The organism is Polynucleobacter difficilis, assembly GCF_003065365.1.
Lineage (GTDB): Bacteria > Pseudomonadota > Gammaproteobacteria > Burkholderiales > Burkholderiaceae > Polynucleobacter > Polynucleobacter difficilis.
On the sequence record NZ_CP023276.1, the window covers coordinates 1755457 to 1770292 of the forward strand.

The following is a 14836-nucleotide window of genomic DNA, read 5'->3' on the forward strand; positions in this document are numbered from 1 at the left end:
ATTTGCCATTTTTGGCGCTATTCAGCCCCTTTTTGGCGCCCGCCAATGACCTTAGCGACGATTTCGGGGTTAAAGCCTTTGGAGACCAAAAAACGGTATTGCCTAGCCCGGATTTTCTGGTCATCGGCAATCCCATCGAATTTCCGTTCAAACAACTCTTTTGCTCGCTCAAATTCAGTATTTTTGAGTCCATCTAACAGCACTGCTGATGCTTCACTTGCGACACCGGCCCGCTGCAATTCGTCCTTTATTTTGCGCATCCCATAGCGCTCACTGCGCCGTCGCACTAACGCTTCCGCAAAGCGGGCATCGGATAACCAACCCCGCTTCTCAAAGTCATCCAATACCGCGGTAATTTGGACTTCATGCGATAGCGCTGGTGCATCTGTTTGACTGCGCTCTTGATCCTGATCCTGCGCGTTATGAGCGCGATCTGCTTTGGCTTTCAGGCTTAAGTAATCGCCTAGCTTTTTTACCAATTCGGCACGGCTGTGCTCGCGCTGCGATAAAAGGCGCAAAGCCCGAGCTTTGAGACTCGGGCTTTGTTTTTTAGGACTTACTGAATCAGGCATCAGCCGATTCAATCTCCGTATCGTCTACTGCATCTGTGATTGCAAGACCTGCTTTAACGCCCAGCTTGGCACGAATCTTGGCTTCGATGTCTTTCGCAATTTCAGGATTCTCTTTCAGAAAATCGCGAACATTATCTTTACCTTGACCAATGCGGTCGCCGTTATAGCTATACCAAGAACCAGACTTCTCTACGATATCGGCTTCGACACCCATATCGATTATTTCACCCTCACGTGAAATTCCTGCGCCGTACATGATGTCAAAAATGGCTTCGCGGAAAGGCGGTGAAACCTTGTTCTTAACAACCTTAACGCGGGTTTCGTTGCCAACTACCTCATCACCCTTTTTGATGCTACCAATACGGCGAATGTCTAAACGCATGGTGGCATAGAACTTCAATGCATTACCACCTGTGGTTGTTTCAGGGGAACCAAACATCACACCAATCTTCATGCGAATCTGGTTAATAAAGATCACCATGGAATTGGTGCGCTTGATTGTTCCCGTTAATTTGCGCAAGGCTTGGCTCATCAAACGCGCTTGCAGGCCAGGCAATGAATCGCCCATATCGCCTTCGATTTCGGCGCGCGGAACTAAGGCTGCTACCGAGTCAATAACGATTAAATCAATCGAACCCGAACGCACTAAGGCGTCTGCAATTTCGAGCGCCTGCTCACCAGTGTCTGGCTGAGAAATCAGCAAGTTGTTCACATCCACACCCAGGCGTGATGCGTATTGCACATCGAGCGCATGCTCTGCATCGATAAATGCACAGGTGCCGCCAATCTTTTGCATTTCGGCAATCGCATGCAATGTCAATGTGGTTTTTCCAGACGACTCTGGACCGTAAATTTCAATCACACGACCGCGCGCAAGGCCGCCGACTCCAAGGGCAATATCAAGACCCAAGGATCCGCTCGATACCACCTGAATGTCTTGGTTAATTTCAGCATCGCCCAAGCGCATGATGGAGCCCTTGCCGAACTGCTTTTCAATTTGCGCCAGCGCCGCTGATAAGGCTTTTTGCTTATCGCCACTCATGCCGTCAAATTCTGATGATGCTGATTTTTTCTTATCGTCCATTGCCATCTTTTGCTCTCCGCCTTTTTGTCTTTTGCCTTAAATTGGGGGTACAACCCGCCTCTTTGCACTACTGCTCTGCTGTCTGTATCAATCTGGGATCTACTGTATATAAAAACAGTACTTATTGCAAGCGCTGTTTATTTTGGCTTACTTTCTTGCTTACTGGATGGATGTCAGCGGCCTGTTGGCAGGCACTTTTCCTGACCACCAAAACAGCAATGGCATGGCAATAGCCCAAATTATTCCAAGCAAAACAAGGGCTTGCGTTTCATCACCCCATTGTGCGGCACCTAATTTAACCCCAGCCAAGTAGGATAAGGGGCCTGTAATCGCGCCCAAGATCGAGGCCAAGAGAAAACGTCCCTTCAGCCAGGACATCGACTCGTTGAGGGTGCACCCCAGAATGACCCACAGAGACCACATCCAAATGGGTGATAAGGCCGGTAAGAGCCCTTTTGACTCAAAAACCAGGCTGCCGGTATGCAATAGCAGGGTATCGGCGCCAATTCCGAAGAGGCCTATTTTGAGAAGTAACACGCCCTCCTGGATGCGGTCGCTGGATTGCCACAGATGAAAGGTTGCAATCGCCGCACAAAAAAGGACCGCTAGCGTGACATAGCCATGGGCCGCGCCCAAAATGCAGGCAAACCACCCGAGCTGGAACAAAACAAAGTTAATCAATTTACGCACAGCGTGACTCAGCAGATCTGCTTAGCGCTTATAAAAAGCCAAGGTAACTTCGCCCAAGTAAATACCAAACTTGCTCATTTGCGCGCGATTGATCATGACCTTATCGTCCATCAAATACATCCAGTCATCGAATTGGACGTTATAAACGGTGCCGTCGACTGGCAAGGCCAAGGTGTATTTCCAGTTCAATGCATTGCCTGCCATCAGACCAGTAGCCGAACCAACGACATCGTCTGCGGTTCCGGTAAACACACCTGGCGCTGTTTCGGTCAAGGTCCAAATGCGTTTTTGGGTTGTGCCGTCTGAATAGAAAAAGTCTTCGTCTAGCGTGCCAACACGCTTACCGTCTTTGACCACCCAGCTGGCTTTCATAACCACCTTAAAGCGCTTCACCACCTCATTGCTGCGATTGGTAAAGATGCCATAGGCGTCAATCGTGCCATTGAAATAACTTGTGAGATCGAGCGTGGGCTTCTCTTTGGCGTACATCGACACCTGAGGAGAAGAGCAGCCGCCCAAGATCAAAAGGGTAGCCAGGCAAAGTAAAGCGGGACGGAATAGGGATTTCATCGGGAGGGCTCACACGTTGGGGCAATAATTAAAGGGGCGCACGCTTGGCCAATCAAGGCTGTTCTCAACTTAGGAGCGGCGGTTTTGGGATCAAGCCAAATGGAAAAAAATGCCCTGGCAAAATCATCGCCAGCAATTTCACCGACCGACTTGCCGTTGTGCAAAAAGACCGTGCCGCGCCCGGGGACATGAATCGCAGTCAACGAACTACCCGAGACCACATCGGGAAAAATCCCATCCAGTTTCTTTCCCCATGTATTGCGGTTGGCTTCGCTAACACCGAGGCGTTGCATTTCGTCGATGGTGCGCTTCGTAATATCGGACCCCTTGAGTGAGCGCAAGTAATTGAGGTCCAAAGCAAAGCCAGTTTGACCCCGCTGATCGCCGACATAAAGACGTGCGTCGTAGACATCAAAGCCCCAAAATGTCATGCGACCTTGGCCCTGCAACTGCAAACCCTTCACATAGGGATCGAGTGACTCTTTAGCGTGCGCGGGGCCATTTGCGGCCAACGAAATCAGCAAAACGATCATCCCACAGAGGAAAGTCGCCATGCGCGGCAATACAGAGATGGTATTGAATTGGTTCATCATTCAAGCATATCGAAATTTTACGGATTCTGCTTACAATAGCTCATCCGCATTTCGGCATAAAGCCCGATGCACTGACGAACGAAAGCACGCAATGGCACTCAAATTAGGCTACAAAGAATTAATCGCTGATGCGATGAGCAAAATTGAAACCCTCGAATTAGAGCAAGCAAAAGCCCTACTTGACGATCCGGACACCCTCTTTGTGGATATACGCGATGTACGTGAACTGGAGCGCGAAGGCATGATTCCCAACGCATTTCATGCGCCACGCGGCATGCTCGAATTTTGGGTTGATCCAGATAGCCCCTATTACAAGCCCGAGCTGGGCTCTGGCAAGCGCTTACTGTTGTATTGCGGATCCGCATGGCGTTCCGCCCTGGCAGCAGAAGTACTCGGCCGCATGGGCGTTCCAAACGTATGCCATGTAGCAGGCGGCTTTTCAGCCTGGAAAAAAGCTGAACTCCCCATTGCCCAAAAGCCAAGCAAGTCCCACCCAGCCTAAGAACCACTCCACCCCATTAAACAGCCCACCCACTTGGGCTGTTTTCGTATGGAAAAGTCCCCTTGAAATTCCCTACAATGCCCTCTTATCTTAGGGTGTCCATTTAATCTTCCCTAGTTCGAAAGAGGTTATTCATAATGACTACGACAAAAGAAACCTTGGGCTTTCAAGCCGAAGTAAAGCAATTACTGCAACTCATGATTCATTCCTTGTATTCCAACAAGGAAATTTTCTTGCGTGAGCTCATCTCCAATGCATCGGATGCAGCGGATAAATTACGCTTTGAAGCCATGACCCACCCCGATTGGTATGAATCCAATCCAGACTTAGCAATTCAAATTGAATTAGATAAGGCGGCGCGCACCCTCACCATTTCCGATAATGGCATTGGCATGAGCCGCGATGAAGTGATTAGCAATCTGGGTACGATTGCTAAATCCGGTACCAAAGAATTTTTCTCTAAACTCTCGGGCGATCAACAAAAAGACGCCGCCCTGATTGGTCAGTTTGGTGTTGGCTTTTACTCTGCATTCATTGTTGCCGACCGCATTACCGTTGAAACCCGCAGGGCTGGACTACCCGCCAGCGACGGCATTCGTTGGGAGTCAGATGGCTCTGGCGAATTCACCGTCGAATCCATTAACCGGCCTGAGCGTGGAACCTCCATCATCTTGCATCTACGCGAAGGTGAAGATGACTTCCTGTCGTCCTATCAGCTCAAGTCCATCATTCGCAAATACTCCGATCACATTTCCTTGCCAATTCAGATGCGCAAGGAAGAATGGGATGAGGAGAAAAAAGAGCAGGTACTCAAAGAAGAATTTGAGGCCATCAATCAAGCGAGCGCTTTATGGTCTCGCTCCAAATCCGAAGTCAGTGAAGAGCAATACACCGAGTTTTATAAACACCTCTCGCACGACTATGAAGGCCCCTTGTGCTATTCGCATAACCGCGTAGAGGGCCGCAGTGAATTTACACAACTGCTGTACGTACCAGCACATGCACCATTTGATTTATGGGATCGCAATAAGCGCGGTGGCATCCAGCTGTATGTCAAACGGGTTTTCATCATGGATGATGCCGAACAATTGATGCCAACCTACCTGCGTTTTGTGACCGGCGTGATTGACTCGACCGACTTACCACTCAATGTCTCGCGCGAAATTCTGCAAGAATCACGCGACGTTAAGGTCATTCGTGAGAGTTCAACCAAGCGCGTACTCAGCATGCTGGAAGAATTAGCGAACAGCGAAGATACCGCTAAGCTAGAAAAGTACCGTACTTTCTGGACTGAATTTGGCCAGGTACTGAAGGAGGGCATTGGCGAGGACCAAGGCAATCAGGAGCGCCTAGCGAAGCTCTTGCGCTTTGCCAGCACCCATAGCGATACCGCCGAACAAACAACGTCACTGTCGGATTACATCGGGCGCATGAAAGAAGGCCAAGACGCGATTTTTTACGTTACCGGCGAAACGTTCAATGCCGCCAAAAACAGTCCGCACCTCGAGATCTTCCGCAAAAAAGGCGTCGAAGTCTTGTTGCTCTCGGACCGAGTGGACGAGTGGATGTTGTCCTTTATGCCCGAGTTTGAAGGCAAAAAACTGACCTCGGTTGCCAAGGGAGGGCTGGATCTAGGCCAGCTCGCCGACGAAGCAGAAAAGAAAGAACAAGAGTCGACCGAAAAAGAATTTAAAGATCTACTGGAAAAAATGAAGGCAGCTTTAAGTGATAAAGCAAAAGATGTGCGCGTGACCTTCCGCTTAACCGATTCACCGGCCTGCCTCGTTGCTGATGAAAACGAACTCTCGGGCAATCTATTGCGCATGCTCAAAGCAGCCGGCCAAGAAGCGCCCAGCACCAAACCCATTTTAGAAATCAACCCTGAACATCCCTTGGTGTTAAAGATCAAGTACGATGATGCTGCATTTGACGAGTGGGCTAATTTGCTGTTTGATCAAGCTTTGCTTGCAGAGGGTGGTCACTTAAGTGATCCAGCCAGTTTTGTAAAACGCATGAATAAAATGTTACTAGGCTAAAACACCATGAGAAAAGTAGAAACGCAATTTGGCAGCGGCGCATACGACCAAAGCATTGCCGTTGGCTCACATCACCTCGTATCCGACATCGACGCTTCAAAGGGTGGCAGTGATGGCGGCCCATCGCCCCACGAATACCTTGCTGCTGCCCTCGCAAGCTGCACCGGCATGACTCTCAAAATGTATGCCGGTCGCAAAAGCTGGGGGCTTGAGAACGCGATTGTGACGGTCGACATTAGCCGCACCGATGAGGTCGAACGCTTTACACGCACGATTACCCTCGTTGGTAATTTAGATGCAGAGCAAACTGCGCGCCTAATGGATATTGCTGATAAGTGCCCAGTCCACAAAGCACTGATTGGCACGATTGCGATTGACACCCAGCTTGTGCCGTAGCGCAAGCCGGGCTTGATGCCGCTAAGCGACTAGTCTTACTTCGAGGTGCTTGAGGATCCTGAGCTGGAACTGGATGCCGGCTTTCCTGCTTTACCAGCTTGATAGCCTTGGTTGTATTGCGCTTGCTTTTCTTTCTCATAGGCATCGTAAACATAGCCCGATGCCGCGCCCACTGCTGCGCCGCCAACCGCACCCCAAATGGGATTGCCGTGGAAAATCGCAGTGCCCACAGCACCCGCCGCAGCACCAATGGAAGCACCGGAGAGGGTGCGTTGCTCTGTGTTACTCATATTCGAGCACCCTGCAGCTAGAAATACAACTGAACTAATAGCAATAATTTTTTTCATGGATAGAGCTCCTTCAAACAGGCATTGAGTGGATTAACGTGCGCAGGGAAAGCGAACGGTCAAGAAACGCAAAAAGGTCCCCGAAGCAGGGCCACTAGCTGCTGGCGGATTGTCTTGAACCCACTGCATATAGCCTGCAATCACCTCATCGCGGGTTGGTGCAGGCTGCTTAATGCAAATATTTGACTTTGATGTTTTTGGATTACGGGTTGCCAAGTAGGTGTCATAAATTGCCGTGACATAGCCAACGCAAAAACTACGCGACTCTGGGCTGGCAGGTGTTTTGCACACGTTGACCAACTCTTGGGTGCTGAGCACCGGAATTTTCTCTTGGGCTTGGGCAGCGCCGGAGAATGCAAAAACAGCAAAAATAGCTGGAATCAGTTTTTTCATGGCTTCTCTCTTAGGTGAATATCACTCCATCATAAACCAAGCTAAACCGCATCTTGCACTATTCCGGTGCAAAAATTGCCAAGAATCCCCATGCCATTCCCCATAATGTGGCATCAATTAAAAGGATAGGCCATGGATTCGTTTAAGACCGGTAGTGATGCGTTATTTATTTTGATGGGCGCCATTATGGTGCTGGCTATGCACGCAGGCTTTGCATTTTTAGAGCTGGGTACGGTGCGCAAGAAAAACCAAGTCAATGCGCTAGTCAAAATCCTAGTTGATTTTGCTGTCTCCACCATTGCTTACTTCTTCATTGGCTACAGCATTGCATACGGCGTCAACTTCTTTTCAGGCGCAGAAGTCCTGGCCCAGAAAAATGGGTATGAGTTAGTTAAATTCTTTTTCTTGCTCACCTTCGCTGCGGCAATTCCGGCGATTGTTTCTGGCGGTATCGCTGAGCGCGCGAAGTTTAATCCCCAATTGATTGCGACTTTTTTACTCGTTGGTTTTATTTACCCTTTCTTTGAGGGCATTACGTGGAATCAACATTACGGCATCCAGGCTTGGATCAAAGAGTTGACGGGCGAAGAGTTCCATGATTTTGCAGGCTCCATCGTCGTTCATGCGATGGGCGGTTGGATTGCCCTACCGGCCATTCTTCTCCTTGGCGCGCGCCGTGGTCGCTACACCAAAGACGGCAACGTCTCTGCGCACCCACCTTCCAACATTCCATTTTTAGCACTGGGTGCTTGGATTTTGGCGGTGGGTTGGTTTGGCTTCAATGTCATGAGCGCGCAAACCATTGATAAGATCAGTGGCCTGGTTGCCCTTAATTCCTTAATGGCCATGGTCGGCGGTACTTTGTCTGCCTGGCTGATTGGTAAAAACGATCCGGGCTTTTCGTATAACGGCCCCTTGGCTGGCTTGGTTGCAGTCTGCGCTGGCTCGGACCTGATGCATCCCTTGGGCTCCTTAATCGTTGGCCTGGTTGCGGGCGCTTTGTTTGTATACACCTTTACGCTCGCGCAAAACCGCTGGAAGATCGACGATGTGCTTGGAGTCTGGCCATTGCATGGCTTATGCGGCCTTTGGGGCGGCATCGCGGCTGGCATCTTTGGCACAACCGCACTTGGCGGGCTGGGCGGCATCTCCCTTGCAGGTCAGCTGATTGGAAGCTTCCTAGGGGTCAGCATTGCTCTGGTCGGTGGCTTTGTGGTTTATGGCCTACTCAAATTGGTGATGGGCATCCGCCTATCGCAAGAAGAAGAGTTCGATGGGGCAGATTTAAGCATTCACCGGATTTCCTCTACCCCCGATCGCGAATCCAACTGGTAAAAGGTATCGCAGCCATGTCCAAATAGCCTATCTATAATGAGGCATGGCTATTTATGAACTCGATGGTATTGCTCCCCAATTAGGGGAAGGCGCTTTTGTGGCGGACAGTGCTGAGGTAATTGGGCATGTCCGCTTAGGCAAAAACGCCAGCGTCTGGTCAAAGACCGTCGTGCGCGGTGACAACGACCAAGTCATTATTGGCGACGAGAGCAATGTGCAAGACGCTTCGGTCCTGCACTCCGATCCTGGATTTCCACTCATTATTGGTAAGCGGGTCTCCATTGGCCACAAAGTCATGCTCCATGGCTGCACGATTGGTGATGGCACTTTAATTGGTATTGGAGCAATCGTGCTGAACGGCGCGAAGATTGGTAAGCACTGCTTAGTCGGCGCCGGCGCCCTCGTCACCGAAGGTAAAGAGTTTCCGGATGGCTCCATGATTTTGGGCTCACCTGCCAAAGCAGTAAAACAACTCAGCCCAGAACACATTCAGAATATTGAACGCATTGCAGATCATTATGTTGAAAATGCTACGCGCTTTCGGGCTGGCTTAAAAAAGATCGGCTAAGTTACTTTGCTACCTGTCCTCAGTGTTGTCGTTCCGGTTTTTGCGCTGATTCTGGCTGGGTTTATTGCCGGCAAGACCGGTAAGCTCGGCCCCAACGCCTCTGCCGAAATCAATCGCTTTGTCGTCTGGCTAGCACTGCCCGCACAACTCTTTACCTTCACCGCCAATAGTGATTGGCAAACTCTGTGGCAACCGGGTTTCATCATCGCCTTCAGTGCAGGGTGTTTTGCGGTGTACATCGCACTGCTGCTGTACCGCTGGTATCACACGCGCGATTGGGTGGCGGCTAGCTTTACGGGATTAAGTGGCTCGTACGCCAACACTGGCTACATGGGCATCCCACTTTGCCTCTTAGCTTTGGGAGACTCCGGTTTAGCGCCCGCTGTCATTGCAACCTTAGTGGTTGTCTGCGGCCTATTCGGCCTAGCGATTGTGTTTATTGAATTCGGCAAACAATCCCATAAGCCCTGGTACGAAATCATCGCGATTGTTTTAGGTTCACTTGTAAAAAATCCCTTATTGGTCGCGCCGATTGCGGGGGCAGCATGGTCTGCGAGCGGACTGCAGATGGTTGAACCCGCTCAGCAGTTTTTATCCTTCCTAGCCGCAGCAGCGAGCCCCTGCGCTCTGGTTTCGATTGGCCTCTTCTTGATGCAAAAGAGCGAGGGCAAAGTCAGCGGGGTCTGGAGCCTAACGTTCATCAAGTTAATCGTGCAACCTGGAGTGGCTTGGCTAGTTGCAGGCCCTATTCTCGGCCTACCTTTATTTTGGGTTCAGGCTGCCGTACTCATGAGTGCCCTGCCCACAGGCACCGGTCCATTTATGCTGGCGCAGTATTACCAAGCCGATGGCTCCGCAATCTCACGCATCGTTTTACAAACCACGCTGGGCTCAATCGTGACGCTGTCTATGATCATCTGGTGGATCAATCAGACTGCCTAAGCGGTAAAACTAAAACGCGGGATTAGCACCCTCGGCATCGATTTGTTTTTCCCAAGAAGCATCGACGAAGGCTGGCAGTGTCATGCACTCCTGAAAAATACCCATCAAGCGCGGATAGAGCGCGACATCCATCTTGGCATCCAGTGCATTAAAGAGCTGTGGCACCAAACAAATATCGGCTAGCGTGACTTGATCACCGTAACAAAAACGCCCTGATCGCGAATCCCTGCTGATCTGTGCCTCAAGACCGGCAAGGCCTGTCGCAACCCAGTGCCGATACCACGTGCTGCGCGCCTCTTCGCTGACTTCCAATTGACGAACCAGATAGCGTGACACCCGCAGATTATTAATGGGGTGAATATCGGCAGCAATATCCAAAGCCAAGGCCCGCACCCAAGCGCGATCCACTGGATTGCTCGGCAGCAGTGATGGCTTGGGATAGGCCTCGTCCAAGTACTCCACAATCGCAAGCGATTGATGGATCCGCACATCGCCCTCTTCATAGAGCGGAATCAAGCGATTGGGATTTTTCTCGCCATACTCCGGCTGCAGCTGATCGCCACCTTTTTTAGTGAGGTGCGTAGCAATGGTGTCGTAATCAATACCCTTAAGGTTCAGGGCGATGCGAACCCGAAAGGCTGCCGAGCTACGCCAAAAACTATAGAGACGGGGTTTCATAGAAAGTAGTTCGCAAAGAAAATGAAAAAATTAACGTGAGCGTGTAATAAAGCGCTTGGGTACGCGCAAGTTCCAATGAATCGCGGCTGCTCTAAAACCAAAGATGAGTAGCATGCAGGCAATCGCGCCTTGCGTTGTATAGGAAGGGGCGTATTCCAAAATCAAGACGTACACAATGCAGCCAAGCGACACCGGAATGGCATAGAGCTCGTGCGACATCAAGAGGTTCTTTCTACCGGCCAGCATATCGCGAATGAGACCCCCGCCAATCGCGGTAATCACACCCAGGATCACTGGCGCGAGCGGTAAACCGAAATCCATATTCCAGGCTTTATCAGCCCCTTGAATGCCAAACAAAGCCGCGCCGAATCCATCCAAATACAGCATCCAGCGATAAATCTGTGGCTGAGTAAAAAAAGCTTCCAAGTAGAAGGCGATGGCGCTAGCCGCCAAGGCTACCCACAAATAAATCGGTAGGCTTGCCCAAAAAACTGGGGTTTCTAAAATCAGGTCGCGCACCGTACCGCCACCAATTGCGGTGATTAATCCCAATACCATCACGCCAAATAAATCCACGCCACGATCGGCAATCGCCAGTACGCCAGTGACTGCAAATGCAATCGTTGCAATGATGCCAATCCAAAAACTGAGGTTTTCCATAGGGTGCAGTCTAAAGCACTTCGTTGCTACTGCCGATTTTTAGGCAATAAAAAACCCGCTCCGAAGAGCGGGTTCGTCAACGACTAAGATTGCTCTTGGTCATTTAATACGCAAATTAACTGGATTGCGTATTCATCGTATCGCCCCTGAGGGTTGGATAACGAACGTGGTCGATCAGGTCTTGAATATCTTTACGTGGGGCTGGGGTTACCAAACTCACTAAGATAATCGCAGCAAAACCGAGTGGTACGCCAAATACACCGGCAGAAATTGGCGCAATACCGTACCAAAGTTCAACAGGTGAAGTTACGCCGAATACACCGCGCATCCATGGCTGAGTTGTGATCATATAGTACAAGGTAATACCCAAACCAAGCACCATACCAACGCAAGCACCCGCTTTGTTCGCACGCTTCCAGAAAATACCAAGGGTAAGTGCTGGGAAGAACGCTGCAGCAGCAAAGGAGAACGCCGCGCCAACCAAGAACAAGATGTCAGCTGGTTTCTGAGCAGCAACATACGCCGCTGCCAGAGCAACCAATACCAACAATGCTTTGGAAATTGCAACACGACGGCTTGCAGGTGCATTTGGGTCGATCATTTTGTAGTACAGGTCATGTGACAGTGCGTTAGCAATAGTCAACAGGAGTCCGTCAGCAGTCGACAGCGCAGCAGCCAAACCACCCGCTGCCACCATGCCGGAGATCACGTATGGCAAGCCACCGATTTCTGGGGTTGCCAGAACGATGATGTCGCCACCAATGGTCATTTCAGCCAACTGGAAAATACCGTCTTTATTGATGTCAGCAACGGACAATAAAGCAGGATCTACCTTGGACCATGATGAAATCCAGGCCGGCAACTGATCAAATGGCGTTCCGACGAGCACTGTAAAGACCTCGTACTTCACCAACACTGCCAAAGCAGGCGCTGTGAAATACAGCAAGAAGATGAAGAACAAGGACCATGTCACCGACTCACGCGCTTGTTTTACCGACGGAGTCGTGTAAAAACGCATCAGAATGTGTGGCAATGCCGCTGTACCCACCATCAAACAGAAGATCAAAGCTAAGAAGTTACGACGTGAGGTATCGAAAGCCGTACGGGCCTTTTCATCACCTGCAGGGTCGCCAGCAAACTGCTGTGCATGGCGTGGCATACCAGCAAGCGGAGCTGAACGGGTAGTTGCCCCGGCTCGTTGTGCTGTCCACGCTTTTTTCGCAGCTTCTGCATCCTTTGGAACTGCAGCCAAGGCTTTTTCAGCTGCGGCGATTTCTGGTGCAGGTGCATTTGCAGCCTTCAAATCAGCAACCTTTTGCTCGGCAGCTGCTTTATCGGCAGCCAATGCAGCAGGAACGTCTTTCAGCTTTTCTCCAAGTGCGTCAGCACGTGCTTTGAAAATCGCACGAACTTCGAGCTCTTTTGGATCCTTGATCAGTTCAGCTTCTTTGGCGGTCACTTTTTCAAGCTGTGGGCCGTAAGCAAACTGAGGTATAGGATTGCCAGTTTGCTTAACGGATAACCAAACCACTGGAATCATGTAAGCAATGATCAAGATGATGTACTGCGCAACTTGTGTCCAAGTAACCGCACGCATACCACCCAAGAAAGAGCAAACCAAAATACCAGCCAAGCCTAAGAAAATACCGATCTCAAATGGCACACCAGCCAAACGGGTTGTAATCAAACCAACGCCATAAATCTGGGCAACCACATAGGTGAACGAGACCAAAATCGCAGCAAGGATTCCGAGGAAACGGGGCAGGTTGCCGTCATAGCGCGCGCCCAAGAAGTCTGGGATGGTGAACTGACCGAACTTACGCAAGTAAGGAGCCAGGAACAACGCTACTAAACAGTAACCGCCGGTCCAGCCCATGATGAAGGCCAAGCCGCCGTAACCGGTCAAGTACAAAGTACCTGCCATACCGATAAACGACGCAGCCGACATCCAGTCGGAACCAGTTGCCATACCGTTGTACATCGCAGGTACGCGTCGACCAGCTACATAGTATTCGGCCGCGTCATTGGTACGGCTCATTACGCCAATACCAGCGTAGAGCAATACCGTTGCGCCTAAGAATACGTAACCAATCATTGCACGGCCTAAGCCCATTTGCTCCGCAATACCCAAGAGGAGCACAAACGTTAAAAAGCCGAGGGTGTAATAGGTATAAATCTTGTTTAGACCTTTTTTGAAGTCGGCATTACTTCCGCCGCCGCCAAACATACTGCCATCTCCGCCACTAGGTGTCATTCCAGCCATGATTAGTCCTCCTCCACTTCAGCGCAATCGTATTCTTTGTCAAGGTTGTTCATGTAGTGCGCGTAGTAGGCAATGATCAGAACATAAGTCACTAAAGCGCCTTGTGCACCGACCCAAAAACTAAACGGCCATCCAAAAAAATTAAAGCTTAAATCACGGGCGTAATAGCCCACAACAAAGGTCACGATGAACCAGATGGCTAACAGAATTGCTGTCATCCGTAGGTTCTTAGACCAATATTGTTTATGCGATTCTGTTAATTGCATAACAGTTTCTCCTTTAGTTAAAAAAATACATCTACTACTAATGCACTACTTAATACACACTACTAAAAACCACTAAACACCTAGACCGGTTTCCCGCTCCAACTGCTTAGCAAATTTGGGTTCAAATTCTTTGAGGTGACGAATAATTTTGGTGGCTTCTTCGGGCTGGTTGCGCTCGGCATACACCCGGGCCAGCTGGTACCACGCATAGGGGCTCATCGGCTGCAATTTGGTATTTTTCTTCAGGGCCTTGATAGCCTCGTCAAATCGCTGTAGCTGAATGAGTACCAAGCCAAGTCCATACCAGGCTTGGTCTAAATTTTCATTGAGCTTAATGGCTTGGCGAAAGCTATGTTCCGCATCCTGAACCTGCCCCATCTCTTCTTGTAAGAAGCCTAGGTTGTACCAAATGGCTTCAGAAACATCAGGCTTGAGTGTCAAGCGCTTGTAGTCCGCAATCGCACCCGCCTTATCCCCATGCTGGGTCTTCATATAAGCCAGGCTAGTTATGACGTAGTCGTCATGCGGAAAGCGGCGATTCATTTCCTCAAATACATCCATTGCTTGATTTTTTAAACCAAAGGTGATTAATGCACTTGCGCGCCACTTCAGTAAGTACCAATCGAGATTGCGTTTGTTTACTGGCATATTTCAATCCCGATGGAGATGCAGTGTTCGATCTTCGCTATGGTCACCGCAATATAGAGAACGCTAACAACGCAAAAAGCAACAAATGGAACTTGCCTGTCGAGAATCTGCTTGGGCGAAATGAAACGCGCAAGTAGAGTCCATGGCTTATTAATAATGCCGATCAATTGGTAGAACAAATTGGTGTCGCGCTTTTGTCCAGCCAATACATAAAGCAAGCCTTGGCCAATCAGACCCAAGCCGCCGATGTACAAAATCAACTGAGCGATATTCAAAAATAAAAGCACTAAAAA

Annotated in this window: 19 protein-coding genes; 6 read left to right on the plus strand and 13 right to left on the minus strand. The window is 49.9% G+C overall.

The window, feature by feature from the left end; all coding sequences use genetic code 11:
• Positions 1 to 17 precede the first annotated feature (17 nt).
• From AOC34_RS08910 to AOC34_RS08930, 5 genes are all read right to left on the minus strand, one after another.
• Entirely contained in the window at positions 18 to 572 is a 555-nt protein-coding gene (locus tag AOC34_RS08910) for a regulatory protein RecX (RefSeq protein WP_108469723.1), read from the minus strand.
• Positions 565 to 1656, minus strand: coding sequence for a recombinase RecA (gene recA / locus AOC34_RS08915; protein ID WP_199908364.1), 1092 nt, complete (start codon positions 1654 to 1656; stop codon positions 565 to 567). Before recA ends, AOC34_RS08910 begins: the two co-directional genes overlap by 8 nt.
• Positions 1657 to 1815: 159 nt before the next feature.
• Positions 1816 to 2346, minus strand: coding sequence for a DUF2878 domain-containing protein (locus AOC34_RS08920; RefSeq protein ID WP_159074850.1), 531 nt, complete (start codon positions 2344 to 2346; stop codon positions 1816 to 1818).
• Between the two features lie 21 nt (positions 2347 to 2367).
• Positions 2368 to 2916: a DUF3833 domain-containing protein gene (locus AOC34_RS08925; protein ID WP_108469726.1), complete on the minus strand. Its 549-nt coding sequence runs from the start codon at positions 2914 to 2916 to the stop codon at positions 2368 to 2370.
• Positions 2913 to 3509, minus strand: a complete 597-nt coding sequence (locus AOC34_RS08930; RefSeq protein ID WP_108469727.1) for a chalcone isomerase family protein — start codon at positions 3507 to 3509, stop codon at positions 2913 to 2915. Before AOC34_RS08930 ends, AOC34_RS08925 begins: the two co-directional genes overlap by 4 nt.
• A gap of 91 nt (positions 3510 to 3600) precedes the next feature.
• Between AOC34_RS08930 and AOC34_RS08935 the strand changes: the two genes are divergently transcribed.
• From AOC34_RS08935 to AOC34_RS08945, 3 genes are all read left to right on the plus strand, one after another.
• A complete protein-coding gene (locus AOC34_RS08935; protein ID WP_108469728.1) occupies positions 3601 to 4011 on the plus strand; it encodes a rhodanese-like domain-containing protein in 411 nt (136 codons plus the stop codon).
• 137 nt (positions 4012 to 4148) lie between these two features.
• A complete protein-coding gene (gene htpG, locus AOC34_RS08940; protein WP_108469729.1) occupies positions 4149 to 6047 on the plus strand; it encodes a molecular chaperone HtpG in 1899 nt (632 codons plus the stop codon).
• A 6-nt stretch (positions 6048 to 6053) separates the two neighbouring features.
• Positions 6054 to 6443: an OsmC family protein gene (locus AOC34_RS08945; protein WP_108469730.1), complete on the plus strand. Its 390-nt coding sequence runs from the start codon at positions 6054 to 6056 to the stop codon at positions 6441 to 6443.
• 35 nt (positions 6444 to 6478) lie between these two features.
• Here the strand turns inward: AOC34_RS08945 and AOC34_RS08950 are convergent, their stop codons facing one another.
• Both AOC34_RS08950 and AOC34_RS08955 read right to left on the minus strand, forming a co-directional pair.
• Entirely contained in the window at positions 6479 to 6790 is a 312-nt protein-coding gene (locus AOC34_RS08950) for a glycine zipper domain-containing protein (RefSeq protein ID WP_108469731.1), read from the minus strand.
• A 33-nt stretch (positions 6791 to 6823) separates the two neighbouring features.
• Positions 6824 to 7183 (minus strand): Rap1a/Tai family immunity protein, encoded by a 360-nt coding sequence (locus AOC34_RS08955; RefSeq protein WP_108469732.1) that lies wholly within the window; start codon positions 7181 to 7183, stop codon positions 6824 to 6826.
• Between the two features lie 132 nt (positions 7184 to 7315).
• Between AOC34_RS08955 and AOC34_RS08960 the strand changes: the two genes are divergently transcribed.
• From AOC34_RS08960 to AOC34_RS08970, 3 genes are read left to right on the plus strand one after another with little or no spacing between them, the layout of a single operon-like run.
• A complete protein-coding gene (locus AOC34_RS08960; protein ID WP_108469733.1) occupies positions 7316 to 8518 on the plus strand; it encodes an ammonium transporter in 1203 nt (400 codons plus the stop codon).
• A gap of 43 nt (positions 8519 to 8561) precedes the next feature.
• The gene (locus tag AOC34_RS08965) at positions 8562 to 9086 is read left to right on the plus strand and encodes a gamma carbonic anhydrase family protein (RefSeq protein WP_108469734.1); all 525 of its coding nucleotides are present in this window, start codon (positions 8562 to 8564) and stop codon (positions 9084 to 9086) included.
• Positions 9087 to 9092: 6 nt separating this feature from the next.
• Complete coding sequence (locus AOC34_RS08970) at positions 9093 to 10028, plus strand: AEC family transporter (RefSeq protein WP_108469735.1); 936 nt, start codon at positions 9093 to 9095, stop codon at positions 10026 to 10028.
• A 9-nt stretch (positions 10029 to 10037) separates the two neighbouring features.
• On the opposite strand, the gene maiA is transcribed toward AOC34_RS08970, so the two are convergent.
• The 6 genes from maiA to AOC34_RS09000 all read right to left on the minus strand — a co-directional run bounded on the left by maiA (position 10038) and on the right by AOC34_RS09000 (position 14818).
• Positions 10038 to 10706 (minus strand): maleylacetoacetate isomerase, encoded by a 669-nt coding sequence (gene maiA, locus AOC34_RS08975; protein ID WP_108469736.1) that lies wholly within the window; start codon positions 10704 to 10706, stop codon positions 10038 to 10040.
• Positions 10707 to 10736: 30 nt separating this feature from the next.
• The gene (locus AOC34_RS08980; protein WP_108469737.1) at positions 10737 to 11366 is read right to left on the minus strand and encodes a trimeric intracellular cation channel family protein; all 630 of its coding nucleotides are present in this window, start codon (positions 11364 to 11366) and stop codon (positions 10737 to 10739) included.
• A gap of 115 nt (positions 11367 to 11481) precedes the next feature.
• Positions 11482 to 13629: a sodium:solute symporter family protein gene (locus AOC34_RS08985; protein ID WP_108469738.1), complete on the minus strand. Its 2148-nt coding sequence runs from the start codon at positions 13627 to 13629 to the stop codon at positions 11482 to 11484.
• Between the two features lie 2 nt (positions 13630 to 13631).
• Positions 13632 to 13895 (minus strand): DUF4212 domain-containing protein, encoded by a 264-nt coding sequence (locus AOC34_RS08990; RefSeq protein ID WP_108469739.1) that lies wholly within the window; start codon positions 13893 to 13895, stop codon positions 13632 to 13634.
• Between the two features lie 72 nt (positions 13896 to 13967).
• Positions 13968 to 14543 carry a tetratricopeptide repeat protein gene (locus tag AOC34_RS08995; RefSeq protein ID WP_199908290.1) on the minus strand — a complete coding sequence of 192 codons (576 nt, stop codon included), beginning with the start codon at positions 14541 to 14543 and terminating at the stop codon, positions 13968 to 13970.
• A complete protein-coding gene (locus AOC34_RS09000) occupies positions 14534 to 14818 on the minus strand; it encodes a hypothetical protein (protein WP_199908291.1) in 285 nt (94 codons plus the stop codon). Before AOC34_RS09000 ends, AOC34_RS08995 begins: the two co-directional genes overlap by 10 nt.
• Positions 14819 to 14836 lie beyond the last annotated feature (18 nt).

Excerpts from the sequence above, each read along its gene's own strand:
- AOC34_RS08910 (WP_108469723.1), bottom strand. The coding sequence starts at position 572 with ATGCCTGATTCAGTAAGTCCTAAAAAACAAAGCCCGAGTCTCAAAGCT.
- recA (WP_199908364.1), bottom strand. The coding sequence starts at position 1,656 with ATGGACGATAAGAAAAAATCAGCATCATCAGAATTTGACGGCATGAGT.
- AOC34_RS08925 (WP_108469726.1), bottom strand. The coding sequence starts at position 2,916 with ATGAAATCCCTATTCCGTCCCGCTTTACTTTGCCTGGCTACCCTTTTG.
- AOC34_RS08930 (WP_108469727.1), bottom strand. The coding sequence starts at position 3,509 with ATGATGAACCAATTCAATACCATCTCTGTATTGCCGCGCATGGCGACT.
- AOC34_RS08935 (WP_108469728.1), top strand. The coding sequence starts at position 3,601 with ATGGCACTCAAATTAGGCTACAAAGAATTAATCGCTGATGCGATGAGC.
- htpG (WP_108469729.1), top strand. The coding sequence starts at position 4,149 with ATGACTACGACAAAAGAAACCTTGGGCTTTCAAGCCGAAGTAAAGCAA.
- AOC34_RS08945 (WP_108469730.1), top strand. The coding sequence starts at position 6,054 with ATGAGAAAAGTAGAAACGCAATTTGGCAGCGGCGCATACGACCAAAGC.
- AOC34_RS08950 (WP_108469731.1), bottom strand. The coding sequence starts at position 6,790 with ATGAAAAAAATTATTGCTATTAGTTCAGTTGTATTTCTAGCTGCAGGG.
- AOC34_RS08955 (WP_108469732.1), bottom strand. The coding sequence starts at position 7,183 with ATGAAAAAACTGATTCCAGCTATTTTTGCTGTTTTTGCATTCTCCGGC.
- AOC34_RS08960 (WP_108469733.1), top strand. The coding sequence starts at position 7,316 with ATGGATTCGTTTAAGACCGGTAGTGATGCGTTATTTATTTTGATGGGC.
- AOC34_RS08965 (WP_108469734.1), top strand. The coding sequence starts at position 8,562 with ATGGCTATTTATGAACTCGATGGTATTGCTCCCCAATTAGGGGAAGGC.
- maiA (WP_108469736.1), bottom strand. The coding sequence starts at position 10,706 with ATGAAACCCCGTCTCTATAGTTTTTGGCGTAGCTCGGCAGCCTTTCGG.
- AOC34_RS08980 (WP_108469737.1), bottom strand. The coding sequence starts at position 11,366 with ATGGAAAACCTCAGTTTTTGGATTGGCATCATTGCAACGATTGCATTT.
- AOC34_RS08985 (WP_108469738.1), bottom strand. The coding sequence starts at position 13,629 with ATGGCTGGAATGACACCTAGTGGCGGAGATGGCAGTATGTTTGGCGGC.
- AOC34_RS08990 (WP_108469739.1), bottom strand. The coding sequence starts at position 13,895 with ATGCAATTAACAGAATCGCATAAACAATATTGGTCTAAGAACCTACGG.
- AOC34_RS08995 (WP_199908290.1), bottom strand. The coding sequence starts at position 14,543 with ATGCCAGTAAACAAACGCAATCTCGATTGGTACTTACTGAAGTGGCGC.